The sequence below is a fragment of the Pedobacter cryoconitis genome, assembly GCF_014207135.1.
Lineage (GTDB): Bacteria > Bacteroidota > Bacteroidia > Sphingobacteriales > Sphingobacteriaceae > Pedobacter > Pedobacter cryoconitis_D.
In genome coordinates this window covers 123,628-141,333 of sequence record NZ_JACHCC010000004.1, presented here as the reverse complement: position 1 = coordinate 141,333, position 17,706 = coordinate 123,628, and the positions used below count along the sequence as shown (strand labels likewise).

Below are 17,706 nucleotides of genomic sequence, written 5' to 3'. Positions count from 1 at the left end.
ATGAAGATCGAGTTAAAAGATGCCGGCAGACGGTTTAACCAGGAATGGATATTCAGAAATTTCACTTATGAATTCAGTGATTCTGGTAAGTATGCCATCCTGGGCCCTAATGGTTCTGGTAAGTCGACTCTTTTAAGTGTGGTTATGGGCAATCTGGAGCCTTCTGAAGGAACCGTTGTCTATACAGATACTCACATCATCCCTACGGATAAATGGTACAGGCAGGTGAGCGTAGCCGCTCCCTATCTGGATCTGGTGGAAGAGTTCACACTTCAGGAAATTATCGATTTTCATTTTAAGTTTAAGGGATTTTATCCAGGGATGAGTTCAGTCCGGTTAATGGATCTTCTGGGCTTGGTCAGGTCTCAGGACAAGCCATTAAAGTATTTTTCTTCAGGAATGAAGCAAAGAACTAAACTGGCTTTGGCTTGTTGTACTGATACACCGTTGCTGTTACTTGATGAACCAACTTCTAACCTTGATAAACAGGGAATTGAGTGGTATCACGACTTAATCAGAGATTTTACTGCCAACAAACTGGTATTAGTGGGGTCGAACCAGGAAACAGAGTATTCTTTTTGCGATAATTTTATAAAGATTACCGACTATAAGTAACGTAGAACGTGTTGAATTGCAAGGCTAATGTCAAGAAATCCATTAAAAATTAGCTATATAAATAATATTTAAAATAACTATTGTAGAACCAATAATTGTTTTTACCTTTGCGGCACGAAATGGCGCTGTGGTTAAGGCATAAATTTCAGAAAAAAATGGCAAAAGCATCAGAAGTAAAAAGTGGTAATATCCTTCGCTTCAGCGGAGAATTAGTACAGGTTGAAGAGTTTCTTCACCGTACCCCTGGAAACTTAAGAGCTTTCTACCAGGCAAAAATGAGGAATATTAAAAGCGGCAAATTAGTCGAATATAGATTCCGTACTGATGAAGAGGTAACGATTTGCCGGGTAGAGACAAATGATTATCAATATTTATACGAAGACGGAGATTTCCTCGTTGTTATGGATATCAATTCTTTTGAACAGTTTAACATCCCAAAATCATTATTTGGTGATTCTGTTAAATTCTTAAAAGAAGGCATGAATGTTGTAATAGCATTCGAGAGTGATGAGCCGATTGTGGCGCAGATTCCTTCTCATGTTGAGTTGGAGGTCACTTACACAGAGCCCGCTGTTAAAGGGGACACTTCTACAAATGCATTGAAATATGCAACTGTCGGAGCAGATGTTGAGATTAAAGTGCCAATGTTTATCAATCAGGGCGATAAAGTTAAGGTTGATACACGTACAGGCGAATATATAGAAAGAGTAAAATAAGAATTTTCATAGTTTAGTTTTAGGTTTAGGTTGATTTTGGCTTCGGAGTGGTTCCCGAAGCCATATTTTTTTATGGCCTTTTTTTTAACTTGCAGCCCCAGCAGGTTAAACATGAATAAAATAGCGATAAGGAAACAGGAGACAGCCCGCAGAAAGGCTTTAAGTAGGGATGAAGTCAGTGTACTCAGTAAGAAATTGCTTGGGCAGTTTACTAAACTTGATTTTAAAGGAGTTAGTGCGATCCATATTTTTTTGCCTATAGCCGAAAAAAATGAACCTGATACCTTTTTGATGATTTCCTGGTTGCAGGAGCATTACCCTTTGATTAAAATTATAGTCCCCCGTGCTGATTTCCAGACATCCTTAATGACCAGTCACCTTTATGCAGGTGCAGACGTCCTGCAAAAAAGTGCATTTAATATACTGGAGCCTGTTCAGAATGAAATTTATACCGGGAATATAGAGATGGTTATTGTCCCACTGCTGGCATTCGATGATCAGGGATACCGTGTAGGTTATGGGAAAGGGTTTTACGATCGTTTCCTGGAGGGGAAAATTATCCGTAAGGTTGGATTATCCTTTTTTAACAGTGTGGGAATCATTGCTGATCCCCACGAGAATGATGTCCGTCTCGATCTGTGTATTACACCAGACCAGATTGTTTATTTTTAAGCCTCTATCTCGAGCAATATAGGACAGTGATCAGAATGTATCGCATCGGGTAAGATCATCACGTTTTTAAGCCTTTCTAGCATTGGTGCGGTCGCCAGGTGATAATCAATACGCCAGCCCAGGTTCTTGCCTCTTGAGCCAGCTCTGTAGCTCCACCAGGTATAATGGTGCGGGTCTTTGTTAAAGTGTCTGAAAGTATCAATGAATCCGGCTTCCAGGAATAAACTCATCCACTCTCTTTCCTGTGGCAGGAAACCAGAAGAATTAGCATTGGACTTAGGGTTGTGTATATCGATTGCGGTATGACAGATGTTATAATCGCCTGAGATGATCAGGTTCGGGATAGACTCACGAAGTTTAGTGATATAGTTCTCAAAGAAAGCCATAAATTCATACTTTTTAACCTGTCTGTCGTCTCCTGAAGAGCCAGATGGAAGATAGACACTCATCAAAGAGAAAGTGTCAAAATCAGCCCTTAAAATGCGCCCTTCCTTGTCTATCCATTCCTCACCACAGCCATACTCTACATGATTGGGTTTAATCTTTGTCAGTAATGCAACTCCGCTGTATCCTTTTTTCTCGGCAGCAAACCAGTAATGATGATAACCAAGATTTTCAATCAGGGCAATAATCTCTGGAATCTGTATTGGAAGGGCTTTCACTTCCTGAAGACAAATCATATCTGCATCAGTTGATTGCAACCAGCCAAAGAGATTTTTTGTAGAAGCGGAGCGGATTCCGTTTACGTTATAAGAAAGTATTTTCATCGGTATATGGTATATATTGTTTTATAGGATTATTGATTCAGTAAAAAGGCAATCTGCTCACCTCCCGACTTTCTCAGTTCTTTTTCCAGTTTACGTGCTTTTCTGCGTTTTAATAAAGTGACATTCATTTTGATATCTGCCAGGGGGCGGTCGTTAGCATCTTTTTGTACGGATGCTATAGTATCGATCATAGCCAAACCACTGATCACCTGTCCGTAAACAGTATATTTTTTGTCCAGATGCGGGGTTCCGCCAACAGTTTTATACACTTCACGTTCCCACAGGGGGATTTTAAAATGCAGTCTTTTGACTTCCATGCTGTCCAGCTGCGGATCGGTTAATTTTTTACCCTGTACCAGGTAAAACTGGCAGCCACTCGAAGCCATTTTAGGATTATCATCTCTTGCCGCGGCCAATGCACCCTTCTGATGAAACAGGCTGTCACGGAATTCTGCAGGAATGGTATAATTGACATCACCATTGCCCAGTTCTTTGCCTGCAGGCGCATTTTTAGAATCCGGATCACCACCCTGGATCATGAAAGAATTAATGACCCGGTGAAATAACGTCCCGTTATAAAACCCTTGCTTTACCAGCTTAACAAAGTTATCACGATGCAGGGGTGTTTTATTATATAATAAGATAATACATTCACCCTGAGCCGTTGTTATCTTTACATACTGGTGTCTCGGCCCGGAAGCAAAAACAGAATTTAAACAAAGACAGAGCAGGAGGGTAAAGAGTTGTTTCATTTTAAAGGCTATTTTTGGCTAAGTTAAGAGAGAATTTTGATTTAAAAACAGGTATGGCATAATCTTGTAATCTTTCTGTTTCCAAAACAGCGTCCTGTGTTTTTTTAATAAATTTATACTTAGTTTTGTCAATTGATATCCTTATATCAAAAAACAGATTACAACAGCAGATGAAACTGAGACAAAAGATAGCTTTAGGATTATGTGCCTTTTACCTGATAAGTGTAATTGGTGTTGCCCTGAGTCTGCATTTTTGCGGAGGCCAGCTTTCTGGTGTTCATTTGACTGAGGTTGCTCACTGTGGTGGCTGTGAAGAAGCTGCAAAACCAGTTAAAAGCGAGAAATCCTGCTGTAAGAACACAACTGTTGATGCAAAAATAAAGGATAGTCATCAGACAGGACAGAAAGTTAGTGTCCCTGATAGTCATACCCTTTTCATCCTTGTTTCTCCATTCTTTTCTGAAATTTTTAAGGCAGTTCTACCTGCACTATTCAGTAAAGTAGAAGATAAAGTTCCCCCCTTATCCGCCAGGCTTGCGCTGCATGCCTATAATTGTGTTTTCAGGAATTAGACCAGGAATAAATTGAACCGGATCAATGTCTTTGACTTGACCGCAGAATTCTATTTAATTTATTTCAGTTTATTAAAAACATCATGAAAACGATTCGTTATTTCATCATATTATCCGTTTTATTTATCAGCGGAGGTGCTTTTGCGCAACAAATTTCCAAAGCAGAATTACAAGTGAACGGACTGACCTGTTCTATGTGCTCCAGGGCTACTGAAACCTCTTTAAAAAGCCTGGGTTTCATTGAGAATGTAACCCCCGACCTGAACAGAAATGTATTTGTCATCACTTTCAAACCAGATCAGAAAGTAAACCTGGATCAGATCAGAGACAAGGTTCAGGATGCTGGTTTTTCTATAGGGGATCTTTCTGCAACCATTAATTTTAAAAATACGTCTTTGGATGCTTCCGGACTGGCGCAGCTCGATGGTACGGTTTATCAGTTTCTAAATGCCAGAAGTAAAACACTGGATGGCCCGGTTACTGCCCGTGTGATGGATAAGGACTTTATTAGTTCTTCCGCTTTTAAGAAAAAAGCTGCTGAACTGAAATCCGATAGTTATCAGCATGGAAAAGGGATTGTACAGGGAAGAGAGACGCGTATTTTCCATTTAAGCATATAAACCAGCATGAGATATTTTCAATTAGCAGTCGTCCTCTTTCTGCTTGGTGGCGGCTTGCGTGCAGCTGCGCAGGAATTATACGTTTTTACCGAGCCGGCAAGTAATATGGCCGCCAAATCAATTGGGGTAAGAATAACTAATGAGGGCTTCTTTAAAGGCGGGGCTGGCAACAGAACTATGCCCGAGGTTATGTTTAGCTTCAATAAAAACCTGATGACACATTTCCAGGGTTTTTTATCAGATATGGACGGAAAATACAGGCTGGAAGGTGGAAGTGTGTATGCTAAATACCGTTTTCTCTCTATAGACGATACACAGCGTCATTTGCGGGCGGCGGTATTTGGCAGGTTAAGTACAAGCAAACGCCCCACCTATACAGAAGATATTAATCTGGAAGGAGATAACAGTGGTGCACAGGGAGGGATTGTTGTGACTCAGCTCTTGCATAAGCTTGCTTTATCAGGTACACTGAGTTATACCAAAGCCTTTGATCAGGAAAGCAAAAGAGTGGCAGGAATGCCGCAGCCAGATCAGCTGATCGGTTATAGTTTATCTTCGGGATATCTGGTGCTCCCTATAGTTTATAAGAACTACAATCAGCCCAACTTTAATGTTTACTTCGAGATGCTGGGTAAAACTAATCCTGTAAACGGAAAATCCTATCTCGATCTGGCTCCTGCAATTCAGGTAATCCTGAACAGCAGAACGCGTATTGATCTGGGCTACAGGTTCCAGGTTGCGGGTGATATGCCAGGCAGATATAATAAAAATATGTACCTGGTACGTGCAGAGTTTAATTTTTTTAACGTTTTAAAATAAAGTCATGAATAAAATAATCTTAGGTCTAGCCTTGTTTATAGGCGCTTTTGTACAGCCTGTCTATGCGCAGAAAGTAGAATTATCTACTAAATTTAATCAGAGTCTGAAAAGCTATTATGCTTTAAAAAATGCCCTGGCTACCGATAAAGCCGCAGAAGCAGGCCAACTGGCGAATGTGCTTCAGCAGGCTGTGAAGGAGGTTCCTCACAAAGGTTTTGCAAACGAAAAAATGCATCAGCTCTGGATGAAAGAATCGGGAATCATTGTACAGCAGGCGGCCGAACTGGCTAAAAGCAAGGATTTGAAAAGTCAGCGTAAAAATTTCGAAGGAATCAGCGTTGCGTTTATTAAACTGAGCACTGAATTGAAGCTGAACAGCCAGGAGGCTTTCGTTCAGTATTGCCCGATGGGGAAATTCAGCTGGCTGAATGAAGTGAAGGAAATACAGAACCCTTATTATGGTAGCCAGATGTATGACTGTGGTACTGTGAAGGATACGCTTCCAAAAAACTAGTTTTTCTTACCATACATCAATAGCCGGGGACTAAATCCCCGGTATCTTTGAATTGTTATTTAAAACCAGGTTTATGAAAAAGATATTTTTATTTTTTCTTGTCATTTCGGTCAGCACGGCCTCATTTGCACAGACAAAATGGGCAGTAGATCCTATGCATACCTTTATCAATTTTGAGGTCAGACATTTAGGTATATCCTTCGTCGATGGCTCATTTAAAAAATTTGAAGGAACAATCGATGCTGCTAAACCGGATTTAACAGATGCTAAAATCGATTTTACAATTGACGTCAACAGTATCTCAACGGGTGTGGAAATGAGAGATAATCATTTGAAGACAGATGACTTCTTTAATGCAGTTAAATACCCGGTGATGACCTTTACAGGGACTTCTTTCAAAAAACTGAAGGATAATAATTATGAACTGACCGGTAAACTGACCATTCGCGATGTAACCAGAGACGTTAAATTCAGTGTAGTTTACGGAGGTACGGCCAAAGATCAGCAATCAAATACCAGGGCTGGTTTTAAAGCAACAACAACCGTTAACCGGTTTGATTATAACCTTAAATATGATCCGACAGGACAAATGGTTGGTAAAGACATCAAAATTAATCTGAACCTGGAATTTGTACAGGCTAAATAAAGAGATCGCTTAAAATAGACAAGGGGGTTGTTTAAGCATTTCAAAGGCTTAAACAACCCCTTTTTAATGATATTAGTTATGGCAAACTTAGCACAACTTAAAAATCTAACGGGAAACCTACCTATTCAGGGAGAACTTATGCCTGTTTTATTTATTGGACATGGTTCACCAATGAATGGGATTGAAGACAATGAATTTAGTCAGAAATGGGCTGAAACAGGTAAAACGATTCCAGTTCCCAAAGCAGTTATAGTAGTCTCTGCACACTGGTTTACCAGAGGAACAGCAGTTACAGCGATGAATTTTCCCAAAACGATCCATGATTTCGGCGGGTTTCCCCAGGCCTTGTTTGATGTAAACTACCCGGCACCCGGAAACCCTGTTCTGGCAGCAGAAACTGCTAAACTGATTACCAGTACAGATGTCGTACTGGATCATGACTGGGGGCTGGATCATGGAGCCTGGACTGTTTTGCAGCATATGTTTCCAGCCGCAGATATTCCTGTTCTTCAGCTGAGCATTGATTATACAAAAGATCCCCGGGCACACTATGAAATAGCCGCCGAATTATATCAGTTGCGCCGTAAAGGCGTATTGATTCTGGGAAGTGGAAATATGGTTCATAATCTGCGCATGATGAGCTGGGAAATGATGGATGGGGGCGGATATGACTGGGCTGTCGAAATGAATGAACAGTTCAAGACCCTGATTTTAAACAGAGAACATCAGCCATTAATGAACTATCAGCAAATGGGTAAAGCTGCTATGCTGGCCATTCCGACTCCTGAACATTACTTGCCGTTAATCTATACCCTGGGACTTCAACAAGATCACGAAGAAGTTTCCATATTCAATGATAAAGCTGTAGGAGGCTCTTTAACGATGACTTCTGTCCGGATAGGTTAGTCTGTAACATTTGCAAAACCTTGTTTTGTTTGCGGACAGGCGCGTCTTTTTTTTTCATAAATTGCGTGCATAACCTAAACAAAATGAAGAAATTCTGCCTTTTATTCTTATTGGGTACAACCATTGCCAGGGCACAGGAACGGCCGGTTTTAACTGTTGAAAAAATTATGCGTGACCAGAAATGGCTGGGTGTTTCTCCTTCCGCTTACCGCTGGTCGGCAGATAGTAAAACAGTCTATTTTAACTGGAATCCGGAAGGAAAAGACAATGATCAGCTATACCAGGTAAATATTTCGTCCGGTAAACCTGTGAAAGCCAATGAACCACTGGCTGAACAGCAAATTCTGCCTGATTTTAGCTATAACAAAGACCATAGCCTGGCTTTGAGTGAGAAATCCGGGGATTTGTATCTCTATACTTTCAAAACCGGTCAGCGGGCACGGCTCACCAACACCGAAGAGCGGGAAAGTAACGCAAGGTTCCTGAATAACGGAGACATCGTTTTTCAGCGGGGAAATAATCTGTTTGCCCAAAACCTCCATACGAATGAATTAAAGCAGCTGACAAACTTTATTCCCGGGAAAAAACCGGTTTCAGCGGATAAAAAAATACATAATACTCAGGACAGCTGGCTGATTACAGAGCAGAATGAACTTTTTGAAGTACTTAAGGATAAGAAAAAAAAGGAAGCCTTCAGACGCGCTAAAAGAGAAAAGCTGAAAGGTTCCCGTCCTTTAAAAGACATAGAACTGGATGACCGTGAATTAAGCGATCTGATGATCAGCCCGGATGGTCGTTATATTAATTATCAGTTGGTCAGAGAGTCTTCGGCTAGTAAAACTACCGTAGTTCCGTCCTTTGTTACAGCTTCGGGTTATACTGAAGACATTCGGGGAAGGACTAAAGTTGGTGAGACTCTACCCGTTTATGAGAGTTTTATTTATGATACAGTAAGGGACACTGTTTATCAGGTTCAAACGTCACGAATTCCAGGAATCAAAGATTTACCAGATTACCTGAAAGACTATCCTAAACAGCAGGAGACCGCAAGAAAGAAAAATGAAGACCGGGCAGTACATTTGTCAGGCCCCTTCTGGAACCAGGCAGGCAGCGCTGCGGTTGTTATTGCAGAAGCCCAGGATAATAAAGATCTCTGGATTTTAAAATTAGATCCGGCTACCGGAAGCCTGACCCTTCTGGACCGTCAGCGCGATGAGGCATGGATCGGCGGTCCCGGTATCGGTGCCGAAGGAATTGGCTGGATCGATAACCAGAAAATTTATTTTCAGAGCGAGGCCAGCGGTTATTCTCATTTATATACTGCCGACGTCAGTACAGGCGTAAAGAAACAACTGACTAGCGGTAAATGGGAAGTTAAAAACCTTTCTTTATCGAAGGATAAACACACTTTCTATTTTAGTGGCAATATTGAACACCCTGGAATTACCCATTTTTACAGCTTGAATGTCAACGGCGGAACACCGGTAAAACTCACCACTATGAAGGGTGGAAATGAGGTGACGTTATCTCCTGATGAACAATGGCTGGCCATCAATTATTCTTATATGAATAAACCCTGGGAGCTGTATATCCAGCCTAATAAACCAGGAGCCAAAGCAATACAGGTTACCTCTTCTTCTTCAGCAGAATTTAAAGCTTATCCCTGGAGACAGCCCGACCTGGTTTCTTTCAAAAACAGATATGGTGCGGATGTTTATGCCAGGATTTATCCTGCGCTGAACCCACCTGCAAATCGTCCCGCAGTTGTTTTTGTACATGGGGCAGGTTATCTGCAAAACGTACATTACTGGTGGAGCCAGTATTCCAGAGAATATATGTTCCATAATCTGCTGGCTGATCATGGTTATACTGTAATTGATATCGATTATACAGGCAGCGCCGGCTATGGCAGAGATCATCGTACCGGTATTTACCGTCATATGGGAGGCAAAGACCTGACTGATCAGGCAGATGGTGTAAAGCTGCTGGTCGAAAAATATAATGTAGATCCTAAACACGTTGGTATTTACGGAGGTTCATATGGCGGGTTTATCACACTGATGGCCCTGTTTAAAGAAGCAGATGTATTTGCTTCGGGTGCAGCTTTAAGGTCTGTAACAGATTGGGCGCATTATAACCACGGTTATACTTCTAATATCCTGAATGAACCATTCACAGATGAGCTTGCCTATAAACGCAGCTCACCTATTTATTTTGCGGACGGACTGAAAGGAAACCTGCTGATGTGCCATGGAATGGTAGACGAAAATGTACATTTCCAGGATATCGTCAGATTAAGCCAGCGCTTTATTGAATTAGGTAAAAATAACTGGGAGCTGGCTGTTTATCCGGTCGAGGACCATGGTTTTGTACAGCCTTCCAGCTGGACTGATGAATACAAGCGCATCTTTAAATTATTTGAAACCACTTTGAAATAGAGAGGGGTTAATTTGCCCTTTTTGGTATATAGGTTTTGTCTATGGGGGCATCAATATTAAGTATCTATTATCTTTTCAACGGGGTTGGTTATGAAGCGATATTGATGTATTTTTGCACCAAGAAAAAAAAGAACATTATGATAAATATAGGTGAACAATTCCCGTCGTATTCGAAAACAGCTGTCGTTAGTATCGAGAAAGGTAAAGAGTTTGAAACATTAACTTCTGAGTCTTTAGTCAATGAAAATAACCAATGGACTTGTATGTTCTGGTGGCCGAAAGATTTTACTTTTGTTTGCCCAACTGAAATCGCTGAATTCAATGCGAATTTTGGTGAATTCCGTGACCGTGATACTACTTTAATCGGTGCATCTACAGATTCAGAGAATGTGCATTTAGCCTGGAGACATAACCATGATGATTTACGTGGTTTAAAATTCCCTATGCTTGCTGATACTTCTAAATCATTGGCAGAAGCATTAGACATTTTAGAGCCAACTGAAAAAATCGCTTACCGTGCAACTTTCATCATTGATCCACAAGGAATTATCCGTTGGGCAAGTGTGAATGACTTAAGCGTTGGACGTAATGTTAAAGAAGTATTAAGAGTACTTGATGCTTTACAGACTGACGAACTTTGTCCTTGTAACTGGGAAAAAGGCGAAGCTACTTTAACTGTTTAATCTTTTTTAATATAGAAATCCCTGTAAATGCATTTTGCAGGGATTTTTTGTACCCTATAAATTACAAACATCATGAGTGAAATCACTGAAACTATACAGGAATTATTAAATATTGTGGGCTTAAACCCCGACTACAGAAATGAAAGTATCCATTTGCTGGAGAAAGGTAACTCAAGATATGTACGTGACCTTAAACTTAATTTTTCGAGTACATTAACTTCAGCACATATGACTGAAAAGGAATGTGCTTTATTAGCTTTAAGCATCGCAGTAAATAACAACAATAAAGTATTGACTGAGTTCTTCGAGAAACATGCCCTGGCAAAAGAAGCTACAGTTGAAGAAATTGCTGAAGCGGCAGGATGTGCCTCTTTATTAGCTTTAAATAATGTATTCTACCGTTTCCGTCACTTTACTGGTAAAGAGAAATATACACAGATCCCTGCACGTGTAAGAATGCAGTTAATGAGCAGCCCGGTAACTGGTAAAGAATTTTTCGAACTGATGAGTTTAGCGGTTTCTGCTGTCAACGGGTGTGAAATGTGTGTGAATGCACATGAGAAATCTATCCTTGGCCTTGGAGCTACTGAAGAACGTGTTTTTGATGCAGTACGTATTGCTTCAATCGTTACATCTGCGGGTAAAATCCTTTACTAGATCTCTAATATCCTTATAAAAAGGGAGATGCCTGACCAGGTATCTCCCTTTTTTTTGACCCGTTTAAAATAAAAACTGTCAAATATTTGCATTTACTGAACACCGTTCATTATATTTGCGCTGTATAATCTAATAATATGGGGATAGCTGAAAGAAAAGAGCGTGTAAGAGAAGAGATGAAGCAGATGATCACGACCGCGGCCATGAAAATGTTCCTGGAAGAGGGTTATGCAAAAACCTCGATCCGCAATATTGCAGATTCTATTGAATACAGTCCTGGTACCATCTATCTTTATTATAAAGATAAAGACGAATTGCTTTATGAAGTTCAGCGTCAGGCCTATGGCAAACTGCTGGAGGCATTTAAGGCAGGAGCGGTCAGTAAAGACCCGTTGGAAAGATTAGAGCAGTTAGGTAAGCTCTATGTCGCTTTTGGGCTGGATAACCCTGAATTATACGATCTGATGTTTATCATCAGGGCGCCCATGAATGTTGATGAAAAATTGCACCAGAGCAACGGAGGAGATACATTTGCCTTCCTTGTTCAGTGCCTTGAAGAATGCATGAAGGGTAATCTGTTGATTTTTAAAGATATACAGCTCGCTGCCTTACAGATCTGGTCTATGGTACACGGGCTCGTGTCATTGAACCTCCGCTGTCGTTTAAAGATTATGGTCCCTGTAGATGAAGATATTCGTTTTACGCTATTCAGGGCTGTGGAAGAATACTTAGAAGCAATAAGGGCGTAGCCCTTTTTTTGAACCTACACTAAACACTGTTTATTATGTATACCTCGTTTATTAAATCATTTGTAATCCTTGCCGGAGGAATGCTCATGAGCTGGAACACCGTTTCGGCACAACAAAAAAACAGGCAGCTCGATGATTATATCACATCGGCTTTTGCACAGAACCTGGGGTTAAAGCAGCAAAATTTTGACCTTGAACGCTCTATGTTTGCCTTGAAAGAAGCTAAAGCGATGTATATGCCAACAGTGAGCCTGTTGGGCAGCTATACCAAAGCAGCTGGTGGCCGGACCATCGATGTACCGGTAGGTGATCTGGTGAATCCGATTTACACAGCTTTAAATCAGCTTACCTCTTCAAATAAATATCCGCAGCTGCCAAATCAGTCATTCTTATTGAATCCAGACAATTTTTATGATGTGAAGATGAGAACCTCATTGCCACTGATTAATGCTGAGATCCGGTATAACAGCCTGATCAAAAAACAATTGATAAGTAGTCAGCAAGCTGCGGTAAATGTCTATAAAAGGGCATTGGTCAAAGATGTGAAGACGGCCTATTATCAATATTATCAGGCAATGCAGGGCGTTGAAGCGTATAAAAGTGCAATGATCCTGATTGATGAAAATATAAGGGTTAATACCAGTCTGTTAAAAAATGGAGTAAGAAACGGTACAGCTTTACTACGGGCACAGACGGAACAGCAAAAGACAAGTTCAGCTTTAATCAATGCCCAAAAAAACGTAGAAAATGCACGTGCCTATTTTAATTTTTTATTAAACCGGTCTTTAACGGATTCTATCCATACAGAGGGTTTGGCTATTGCCGATGTCTCGCTGGTACCTGATACGACCGGTGGCAGCGGTAACCGCGAGGAACTGAAGCAACTACACTTTATGAAAGAGGTCAATAACCTGGATTATAAATTACAGCGCTCCAATATCATCCCCAAGCTGAGTACTTTCATTGATCTGGGCTCTCAGGGAACAGCTTTTCAGGTTAATGATAAAACCCGCTATTACCTTTGGGGTGTAAACCTTCAGTGGGATATTTTTACAGGAGGTAAAAACAAATTTCGTGCGGCGCAGGCACAATCCAATATCCGTTCTGCTGAAGCAAAAATAGAGGAGACGGAAAAGGCATTTCAATTGCAGCTGACGCAGTCCTATAACAATTACCGCTCTGCACAGGCAGCCTGCAGCAGTGCTACAGCAGGTTTATCCTTTGCCGGGAAATATTACAGAGATCAGCTTAAAGCCTATCATGCCGGACAGTTACTGTACCTCGAGCTCATTGATGCCCAGGATCAGCTGACCAGTGCCAGGCTGCGAATGGCTGACGCGCAGGCAGCCTTGCAGATTGCCCTCGCAGAACTGGAACGTAACCAGGCTTCTTATCCATTATCCAATTAACACTAAAACATAAACACATGAAAGCTTTTCATTATGTAACCTTATTGCTGTGTGCATCGACACTATTTGCCTGCAAAAATTCGGCTCCGGTTACCCATAAAACGGATAGAGATACTATTCCCGTTCAGCTGATGAAACTGGATCAGCAAAACAATACTACTGCTATCGCAGTGTCAGGTCAGTTTACCACTGATGACGAAGTTTTATTATCCTTCAAAACCGGGGGGATTATAAACAGCCTTTTGGTTAAAGAGGGAGATGCAGTGAAAAAAGGACAGTTACTGGCCACACTGAACCTTACAGAGATTAATGCCCAGGTACAGCAGGCACAATTGGGACAGGAAAAGGCAAAACGTGATTATCAGCGTACCTTAAATCTTTACAAAGATAGCGTAGCTACACTCGAGCAATTACAGAATAGCAAAACCGCCCTTCAGGTTTCTCAGCAGCAGTTCAATCTGGTGGCTTTTAACAGGAAATACTCTGAAATCCATGCCCCTGAAAACGGATTTATCTTAAAAAAACTGGCTGATGTTGGTCAGCAGGTGTCTTCAGGTACAGCAGTCTTGCAGACTAATGGTGCGCAGAATGGGAAATGGCAGCTGAAAGTAGGGATCAGTGACCACGAATGGGCTCAGTTGAAATTGAATGACCATGCCAGGATAGAAACGACAGCCGCTCCCGGACAGTTTCTGGAAGGCGTAGTGAGCCGTAAATCAGAAGGTGTGGATGCTGCTACAGGTACTTTTACAGCTTATATCAGCCTGACAGGAAAGAAGCCACAGGCGATAGCTGCCGGAATGTTTGGCAAGGCCACCATTACACCCTCGGCCCATGCAGCGCATAAAGGAACCTGGCAGATCCCTTATGAGGCCTTACTGGACGGAGACGGGAACAGCGGTTATGTATTTATCACCAATGATAACAAAACAGCACATAAAGTGAAGGTCACTATCGCAGGGATTGAAAAAAACACAGTGACTATCAGCGACGGTTTACAGGATGCTTCAGCATTAATTATTTCCGGATCAGCTTATCTGACTGATAATAGCGCCATTACTATCCATTCATCATTAACTGCTGCAAGATGAAAATATCAGATTATGCTGTAAAAAACAGCCAGTTTACCCTGGTGATTTTTCTGATGATTATCGTCCTCGGAATTACCACTATGTTGAGCATGCCCCGTTCCGAAGACCCGGAAATGCATGCCCCCTCATTTTCTGTGGTGATTGTTTATCCCGGAACCAGTCCGAGAGATATCGAGGACAGAGTAGTGACCCCATTGGAAAAAACGATTTCAGGGCTGGATGATATTAAAAGAATTAGGACCAGCATCTCTAACGGCGTGGCTGTTTTGCGTGTTGACTACAAATACAGCAGTAGTGTAGAAGGGAAATACCAGGAAATTGTAAGAGAAGTTAACAGTAAGAGGAGTGAGTTGCCAGCGGATATTTATAGTATAGAGATCCAGAAACAGCAACCATCTGATGTCAATATTTTGCAGGTTGCCCTGGTTTCGGAGAATGCTGCACGCAGTAAAATGCAGTACTATGCAGAGAAACTTCAGGATGAACTGGAAAAAGTGGCTGCACTCAAAAAGGTGTCCATTTTTGGCTTGCCCAGACAACAGGTCAGAATAGAACTTGATCTTGAAAAAATGGCGCAGATGAACTTACCGGTCAGTGCCGTAACCAATAGCCTTCAAAGTGAAATGGCGAGTATTCCAGGCGGTAGTGTAGATGCTTCACATCAGACATTTAATATTATTACCAATGAATACCGTACCCTGGAGGCCGTTCAGAATACAATTGTATATGCAGCCGGAGGGAAAAATATTATTCTGAAAAACATAGCCCGGGTATATTATGGCTATGAAGAAGAAAAACATATTACCCGTTTAAACGGGCACAGGTGTTTATTTGTGACCGCGGCGCAGAAAGAAGGAGAGAACATCAGTAAAACACAAAAAGTTTATGAGCCTGTGCTGGCCAGTTTCAAAAAAACGCTGCCTGCAAATATTGACCTGGTTCAGAATTTTGATCAGGCTGATAATGTAAACAGGAGGTTAACAGGCCTGGGACACGATTTTATCATTGCAATTTTACTGGTCGCAGTTACTTTATTACCACTGGGGATGCGACCCGCTATCATTGTGATGATTTCTATTCCGCTTTCACTCGCTATCGGGATTGTGCTTTTACAGCTATTCGGATTTAACCTGAACCAGCTGAGTATTGTTGGTCTGGTGGTTGCTTTGGGACTGCTTGTCGATGATAGTATTGTCGTGGTGGAGAATATAGAACGCTGGATGCTCGAAGGTCATAGCCGTCTGGAATCTACGCTTAAAGCAACAAAACAGATTGGGATGGCCGTAGTAGGTTGTACCATTACCCTGATTATTGCTTTTATGCCACTGGTGTTTTTACCCGAAGGCTCAGGAGACTTTATCAGGTCACTGCCGCTGGCTGTTATTTTCTGTGTAATGGCTTCAATGCTGGTGTCTTTAACCATTATCCCTTTTTTATCCAGCCGTCTGCTGAAATCCCATGTCGGAAACCCCGAAGGAAATCTGCTGATGAGAGGCTTAAAAAAGCTGATTCATGGTAGTTATGCCCGTTTGCTGGATAAAGCCTTGCAAAAACCCTTACTGACAATCTCAGTAGCTGTGGTACTTTTTGCTTCTTCTGTCTTTTTGTTTAAGGTGATTGGGTTCAGTTTATTCCCTGCTTCAGAAAAACCACAGTTCCTGGTTAATATTACCACGCCTAATCAATCCAATCTGTCTTATACAGATACCATTGCCAGAGCGATAGAAAAAGAGCTTAAAAAAGAGCCTGAGGTGAAATATTATTCGACGAATGTTGGCAAAGGAAACCCGAGGATTTATTATAACGTGATACCAGAGAATGACCGGAGTGATTTTGCACAGTTGTTTGTACAGCTCGATGATGATACTTCGCCTGACAAGAAACTCAGGCTGATTCAACGATTACAGCAGCACTGGGCACACTATCCCGGGGCTAAAATTGAGGTGAAAAATTTCCAGCAGGGGCCGCCGGTCATTGCACCTGTAGAAGTACGTCTTTTCGGCGATAATCTGGATACTTTGCGGGCACTCTCTATCCAGGTGGAGAAACTGTTGCATGAAGTGCCAGGCAATATGTATATCAATAACCCTGTTAACCTGTTAAAGAGCGATATCCGTGTAGTTGTGAATAAAGAAAAAGCACAACTGGCAGGTGTATCAACAGTGAATATTGACCGGACTGCCAGACTTGCAGTAACGGGGCTCAGCTTGGGTACCTTTTACAATAATGATAATAAAAATGGCTACGGTGTTTTACTCACCCGGACCAAAGAGGGCAGGCCAGGGATGGATGCTTTCCGGAATTTATATGTCGATAACGCAAAAGGAGTGGCATTGCCGATGAACCAGATTGCCGACCTGAAACTCGAAGCTTCACCGGCAGTGATTAATCACCAGGAGAAAAAGCGGGTTGTATCCGTACAGGCGAATGTACAGGAAGGTTTTCTGGTCAACAGAGTGATCGATGATGTGGTTCTGAAAATGAATAAACTGAAGCTGCCTGCCGGTTACAGTTATGAGATGGGCGGAGAAGTTGAGTCGCGGAATAATTCATTCGGTGGCTTCTTAAGCATTATCCTGGTAACCGTATTCCTGTTTATCGCAGTATTGATCCTGCTCTTCAAGACCTTCAAAAGTACACTGATTGTACTATCAGTGATACCTTTAGGCGTAGTAGGGGCAGCTGTGGCATTATGGCTTACAGGTAATTCCTTATCTTTTGTAGCGATTATCGGGCTGATTGCGCTGGCAGGAATAGAAGTGAAAAATACGATCCTGCTGGTTGATTTTACCAATCAGCTGAGACAGCAGGGCAAGAGCCTTCAGGAGGCAATACGGGAGGCTGGTGAGGTTCGTTTCTTACCTATTGTACTGACTTCACTGACCGCTATCGGAGGATTGATCCCGATTGCAATATCTACCAATCCTTTAATTGCTCCGCTTGCGATTGTTTTAATCGGCGGGTTGATCAGTTCTACTTTATTATCCAGAATTGTTACCCCGATTATTTACGAGTTGATTCCACCTGCCATTGAGGTGGATGAAAAAACAGAGATTTAAACAAAAAAAGGGACCTGACAA

18 protein-coding genes are annotated in these 17,706 nt (G+C 41.7%); 16 read left to right on the top strand and 2 right to left on the bottom strand.

The features are described 5' to 3' along the window. From HDF25_RS08285 to HDF25_RS08275, 3 genes are all read left to right on the top strand, one after another. On the top strand, window positions 1-615 hold the full coding sequence (locus tag HDF25_RS08285; RefSeq protein WP_184624278.1) for an ATP-binding cassette domain-containing protein: 615 nt from the start codon (window positions 1-3) through the stop codon (window positions 613-615). A 155-nt stretch (window positions 616-770) separates the two neighbouring features. Next, window positions 771-1,331 (top strand): elongation factor P, encoded by a 561-nt coding sequence (gene efp, locus HDF25_RS08280; RefSeq protein WP_184624277.1) that lies wholly within the window; start codon window positions 771-773, stop codon window positions 1,329-1,331. A gap of 111 nt (window positions 1,332-1,442) precedes the next feature. After that, entirely contained in the window at window positions 1,443-2,003 is a 561-nt protein-coding gene (locus HDF25_RS08275; RefSeq protein ID WP_184624276.1) for a 5-formyltetrahydrofolate cyclo-ligase, read from the top strand. On the opposite strand, the gene HDF25_RS08270 is transcribed toward HDF25_RS08275, so the two are convergent. Both HDF25_RS08270 and HDF25_RS08265 read right to left on the bottom strand, forming a co-directional pair. Further along, entirely contained in the window at window positions 2,000-2,770 is a 771-nt protein-coding gene (locus HDF25_RS08270) for an exodeoxyribonuclease III (RefSeq protein ID WP_184624275.1), read from the bottom strand. The two genes, HDF25_RS08275 and HDF25_RS08270, sit on opposite strands and share 4 nt — an antisense overlap. Before the next feature lie 29 nt (window positions 2,771-2,799). Then, window positions 2,800-3,522, bottom strand: coding sequence for a peptidylprolyl isomerase (locus tag HDF25_RS08265; RefSeq protein ID WP_184624274.1), 723 nt, complete (start codon window positions 3,520-3,522; stop codon window positions 2,800-2,802). A 170-nt stretch (window positions 3,523-3,692) separates the two neighbouring features. On the opposite strand from HDF25_RS08265, the gene HDF25_RS08260 reads away from it, so the two are divergent. The 13 genes from HDF25_RS08260 to HDF25_RS08200 all read left to right on the top strand — a co-directional run bounded on the left by HDF25_RS08260 (window position 3,693) and on the right by HDF25_RS08200 (window position 17,685). Next, window positions 3,693-4,094 carry an HYC_CC_PP family protein gene (locus HDF25_RS08260; RefSeq protein ID WP_184624273.1) on the top strand — a complete coding sequence of 134 codons (402 nt, stop codon included), beginning with the start codon at window positions 3,693-3,695 and terminating at the stop codon, window positions 4,092-4,094. Window positions 4,095-4,177: 83 nt separating this feature from the next. Further along, a complete protein-coding gene (locus HDF25_RS08255) occupies window positions 4,178-4,714 on the top strand; it encodes a heavy-metal-associated domain-containing protein (RefSeq protein WP_184624272.1) in 537 nt (178 codons plus the stop codon). A gap of 6 nt (window positions 4,715-4,720) precedes the next feature. Next, window positions 4,721-5,533, top strand: a complete 813-nt coding sequence (locus HDF25_RS08250; RefSeq protein WP_184624271.1) for a hypothetical protein — start codon at window positions 4,721-4,723, stop codon at window positions 5,531-5,533. A 4-nt stretch (window positions 5,534-5,537) separates the two neighbouring features. Beyond that, window positions 5,538-6,047 carry a DUF3347 domain-containing protein gene (locus tag HDF25_RS08245; protein WP_184624270.1) on the top strand — a complete coding sequence of 170 codons (510 nt, stop codon included), beginning with the start codon at window positions 5,538-5,540 and terminating at the stop codon, window positions 6,045-6,047. A 73-nt stretch (window positions 6,048-6,120) separates the two neighbouring features. Continuing rightward, window positions 6,121-6,693 (top strand): YceI family protein, encoded by a 573-nt coding sequence (locus HDF25_RS08240; protein ID WP_184624269.1) that lies wholly within the window; start codon window positions 6,121-6,123, stop codon window positions 6,691-6,693. A gap of 78 nt (window positions 6,694-6,771) precedes the next feature. After that, on the top strand, window positions 6,772-7,599 hold the full coding sequence (ygiD, locus tag HDF25_RS08235) for a 4,5-DOPA dioxygenase extradiol (RefSeq protein WP_184624268.1): 828 nt from the start codon (window positions 6,772-6,774) through the stop codon (window positions 7,597-7,599). Between the two features lie 83 nt (window positions 7,600-7,682). Continuing rightward, entirely contained in the window at window positions 7,683-10,037 is a 2,355-nt protein-coding gene (locus tag HDF25_RS08230) for a S9 family peptidase (RefSeq protein WP_184624267.1), read from the top strand. 137 nt (window positions 10,038-10,174) lie between these two features. After that, window positions 10,175-10,720 (top strand): peroxiredoxin, encoded by a 546-nt coding sequence (locus tag HDF25_RS08225; RefSeq protein WP_184624543.1) that lies wholly within the window; start codon window positions 10,175-10,177, stop codon window positions 10,718-10,720. A gap of 72 nt (window positions 10,721-10,792) precedes the next feature. Next, on the top strand, window positions 10,793-11,377 hold the full coding sequence (locus HDF25_RS08220) for a carboxymuconolactone decarboxylase family protein (protein ID WP_184624266.1): 585 nt from the start codon (window positions 10,793-10,795) through the stop codon (window positions 11,375-11,377). 137 nt (window positions 11,378-11,514) lie between these two features. Next, a complete protein-coding gene (locus tag HDF25_RS08215) occupies window positions 11,515-12,126 on the top strand; it encodes a TetR/AcrR family transcriptional regulator (RefSeq protein WP_184624265.1) in 612 nt (203 codons plus the stop codon). Between the two features lie 35 nt (window positions 12,127-12,161). After that, a complete protein-coding gene (locus HDF25_RS08210) occupies window positions 12,162-13,535 on the top strand; it encodes a TolC family protein (protein ID WP_184624264.1) in 1,374 nt (457 codons plus the stop codon). A gap of 17 nt (window positions 13,536-13,552) precedes the next feature. Continuing rightward, window positions 13,553-14,626: an efflux RND transporter periplasmic adaptor subunit gene (locus tag HDF25_RS08205; protein ID WP_184624263.1), complete on the top strand. Its 1,074-nt coding sequence runs from the start codon at window positions 13,553-13,555 to the stop codon at window positions 14,624-14,626. Further along, window positions 14,623-17,685, top strand: a complete 3,063-nt coding sequence (locus HDF25_RS08200) for an efflux RND transporter permease subunit (protein ID WP_184624262.1) — start codon at window positions 14,623-14,625, stop codon at window positions 17,683-17,685. Before HDF25_RS08205 ends, HDF25_RS08200 begins: the two co-directional genes overlap by 4 nt. The last annotated feature ends 21 nt before the right edge of the window (window positions 17,686-17,706 follow it).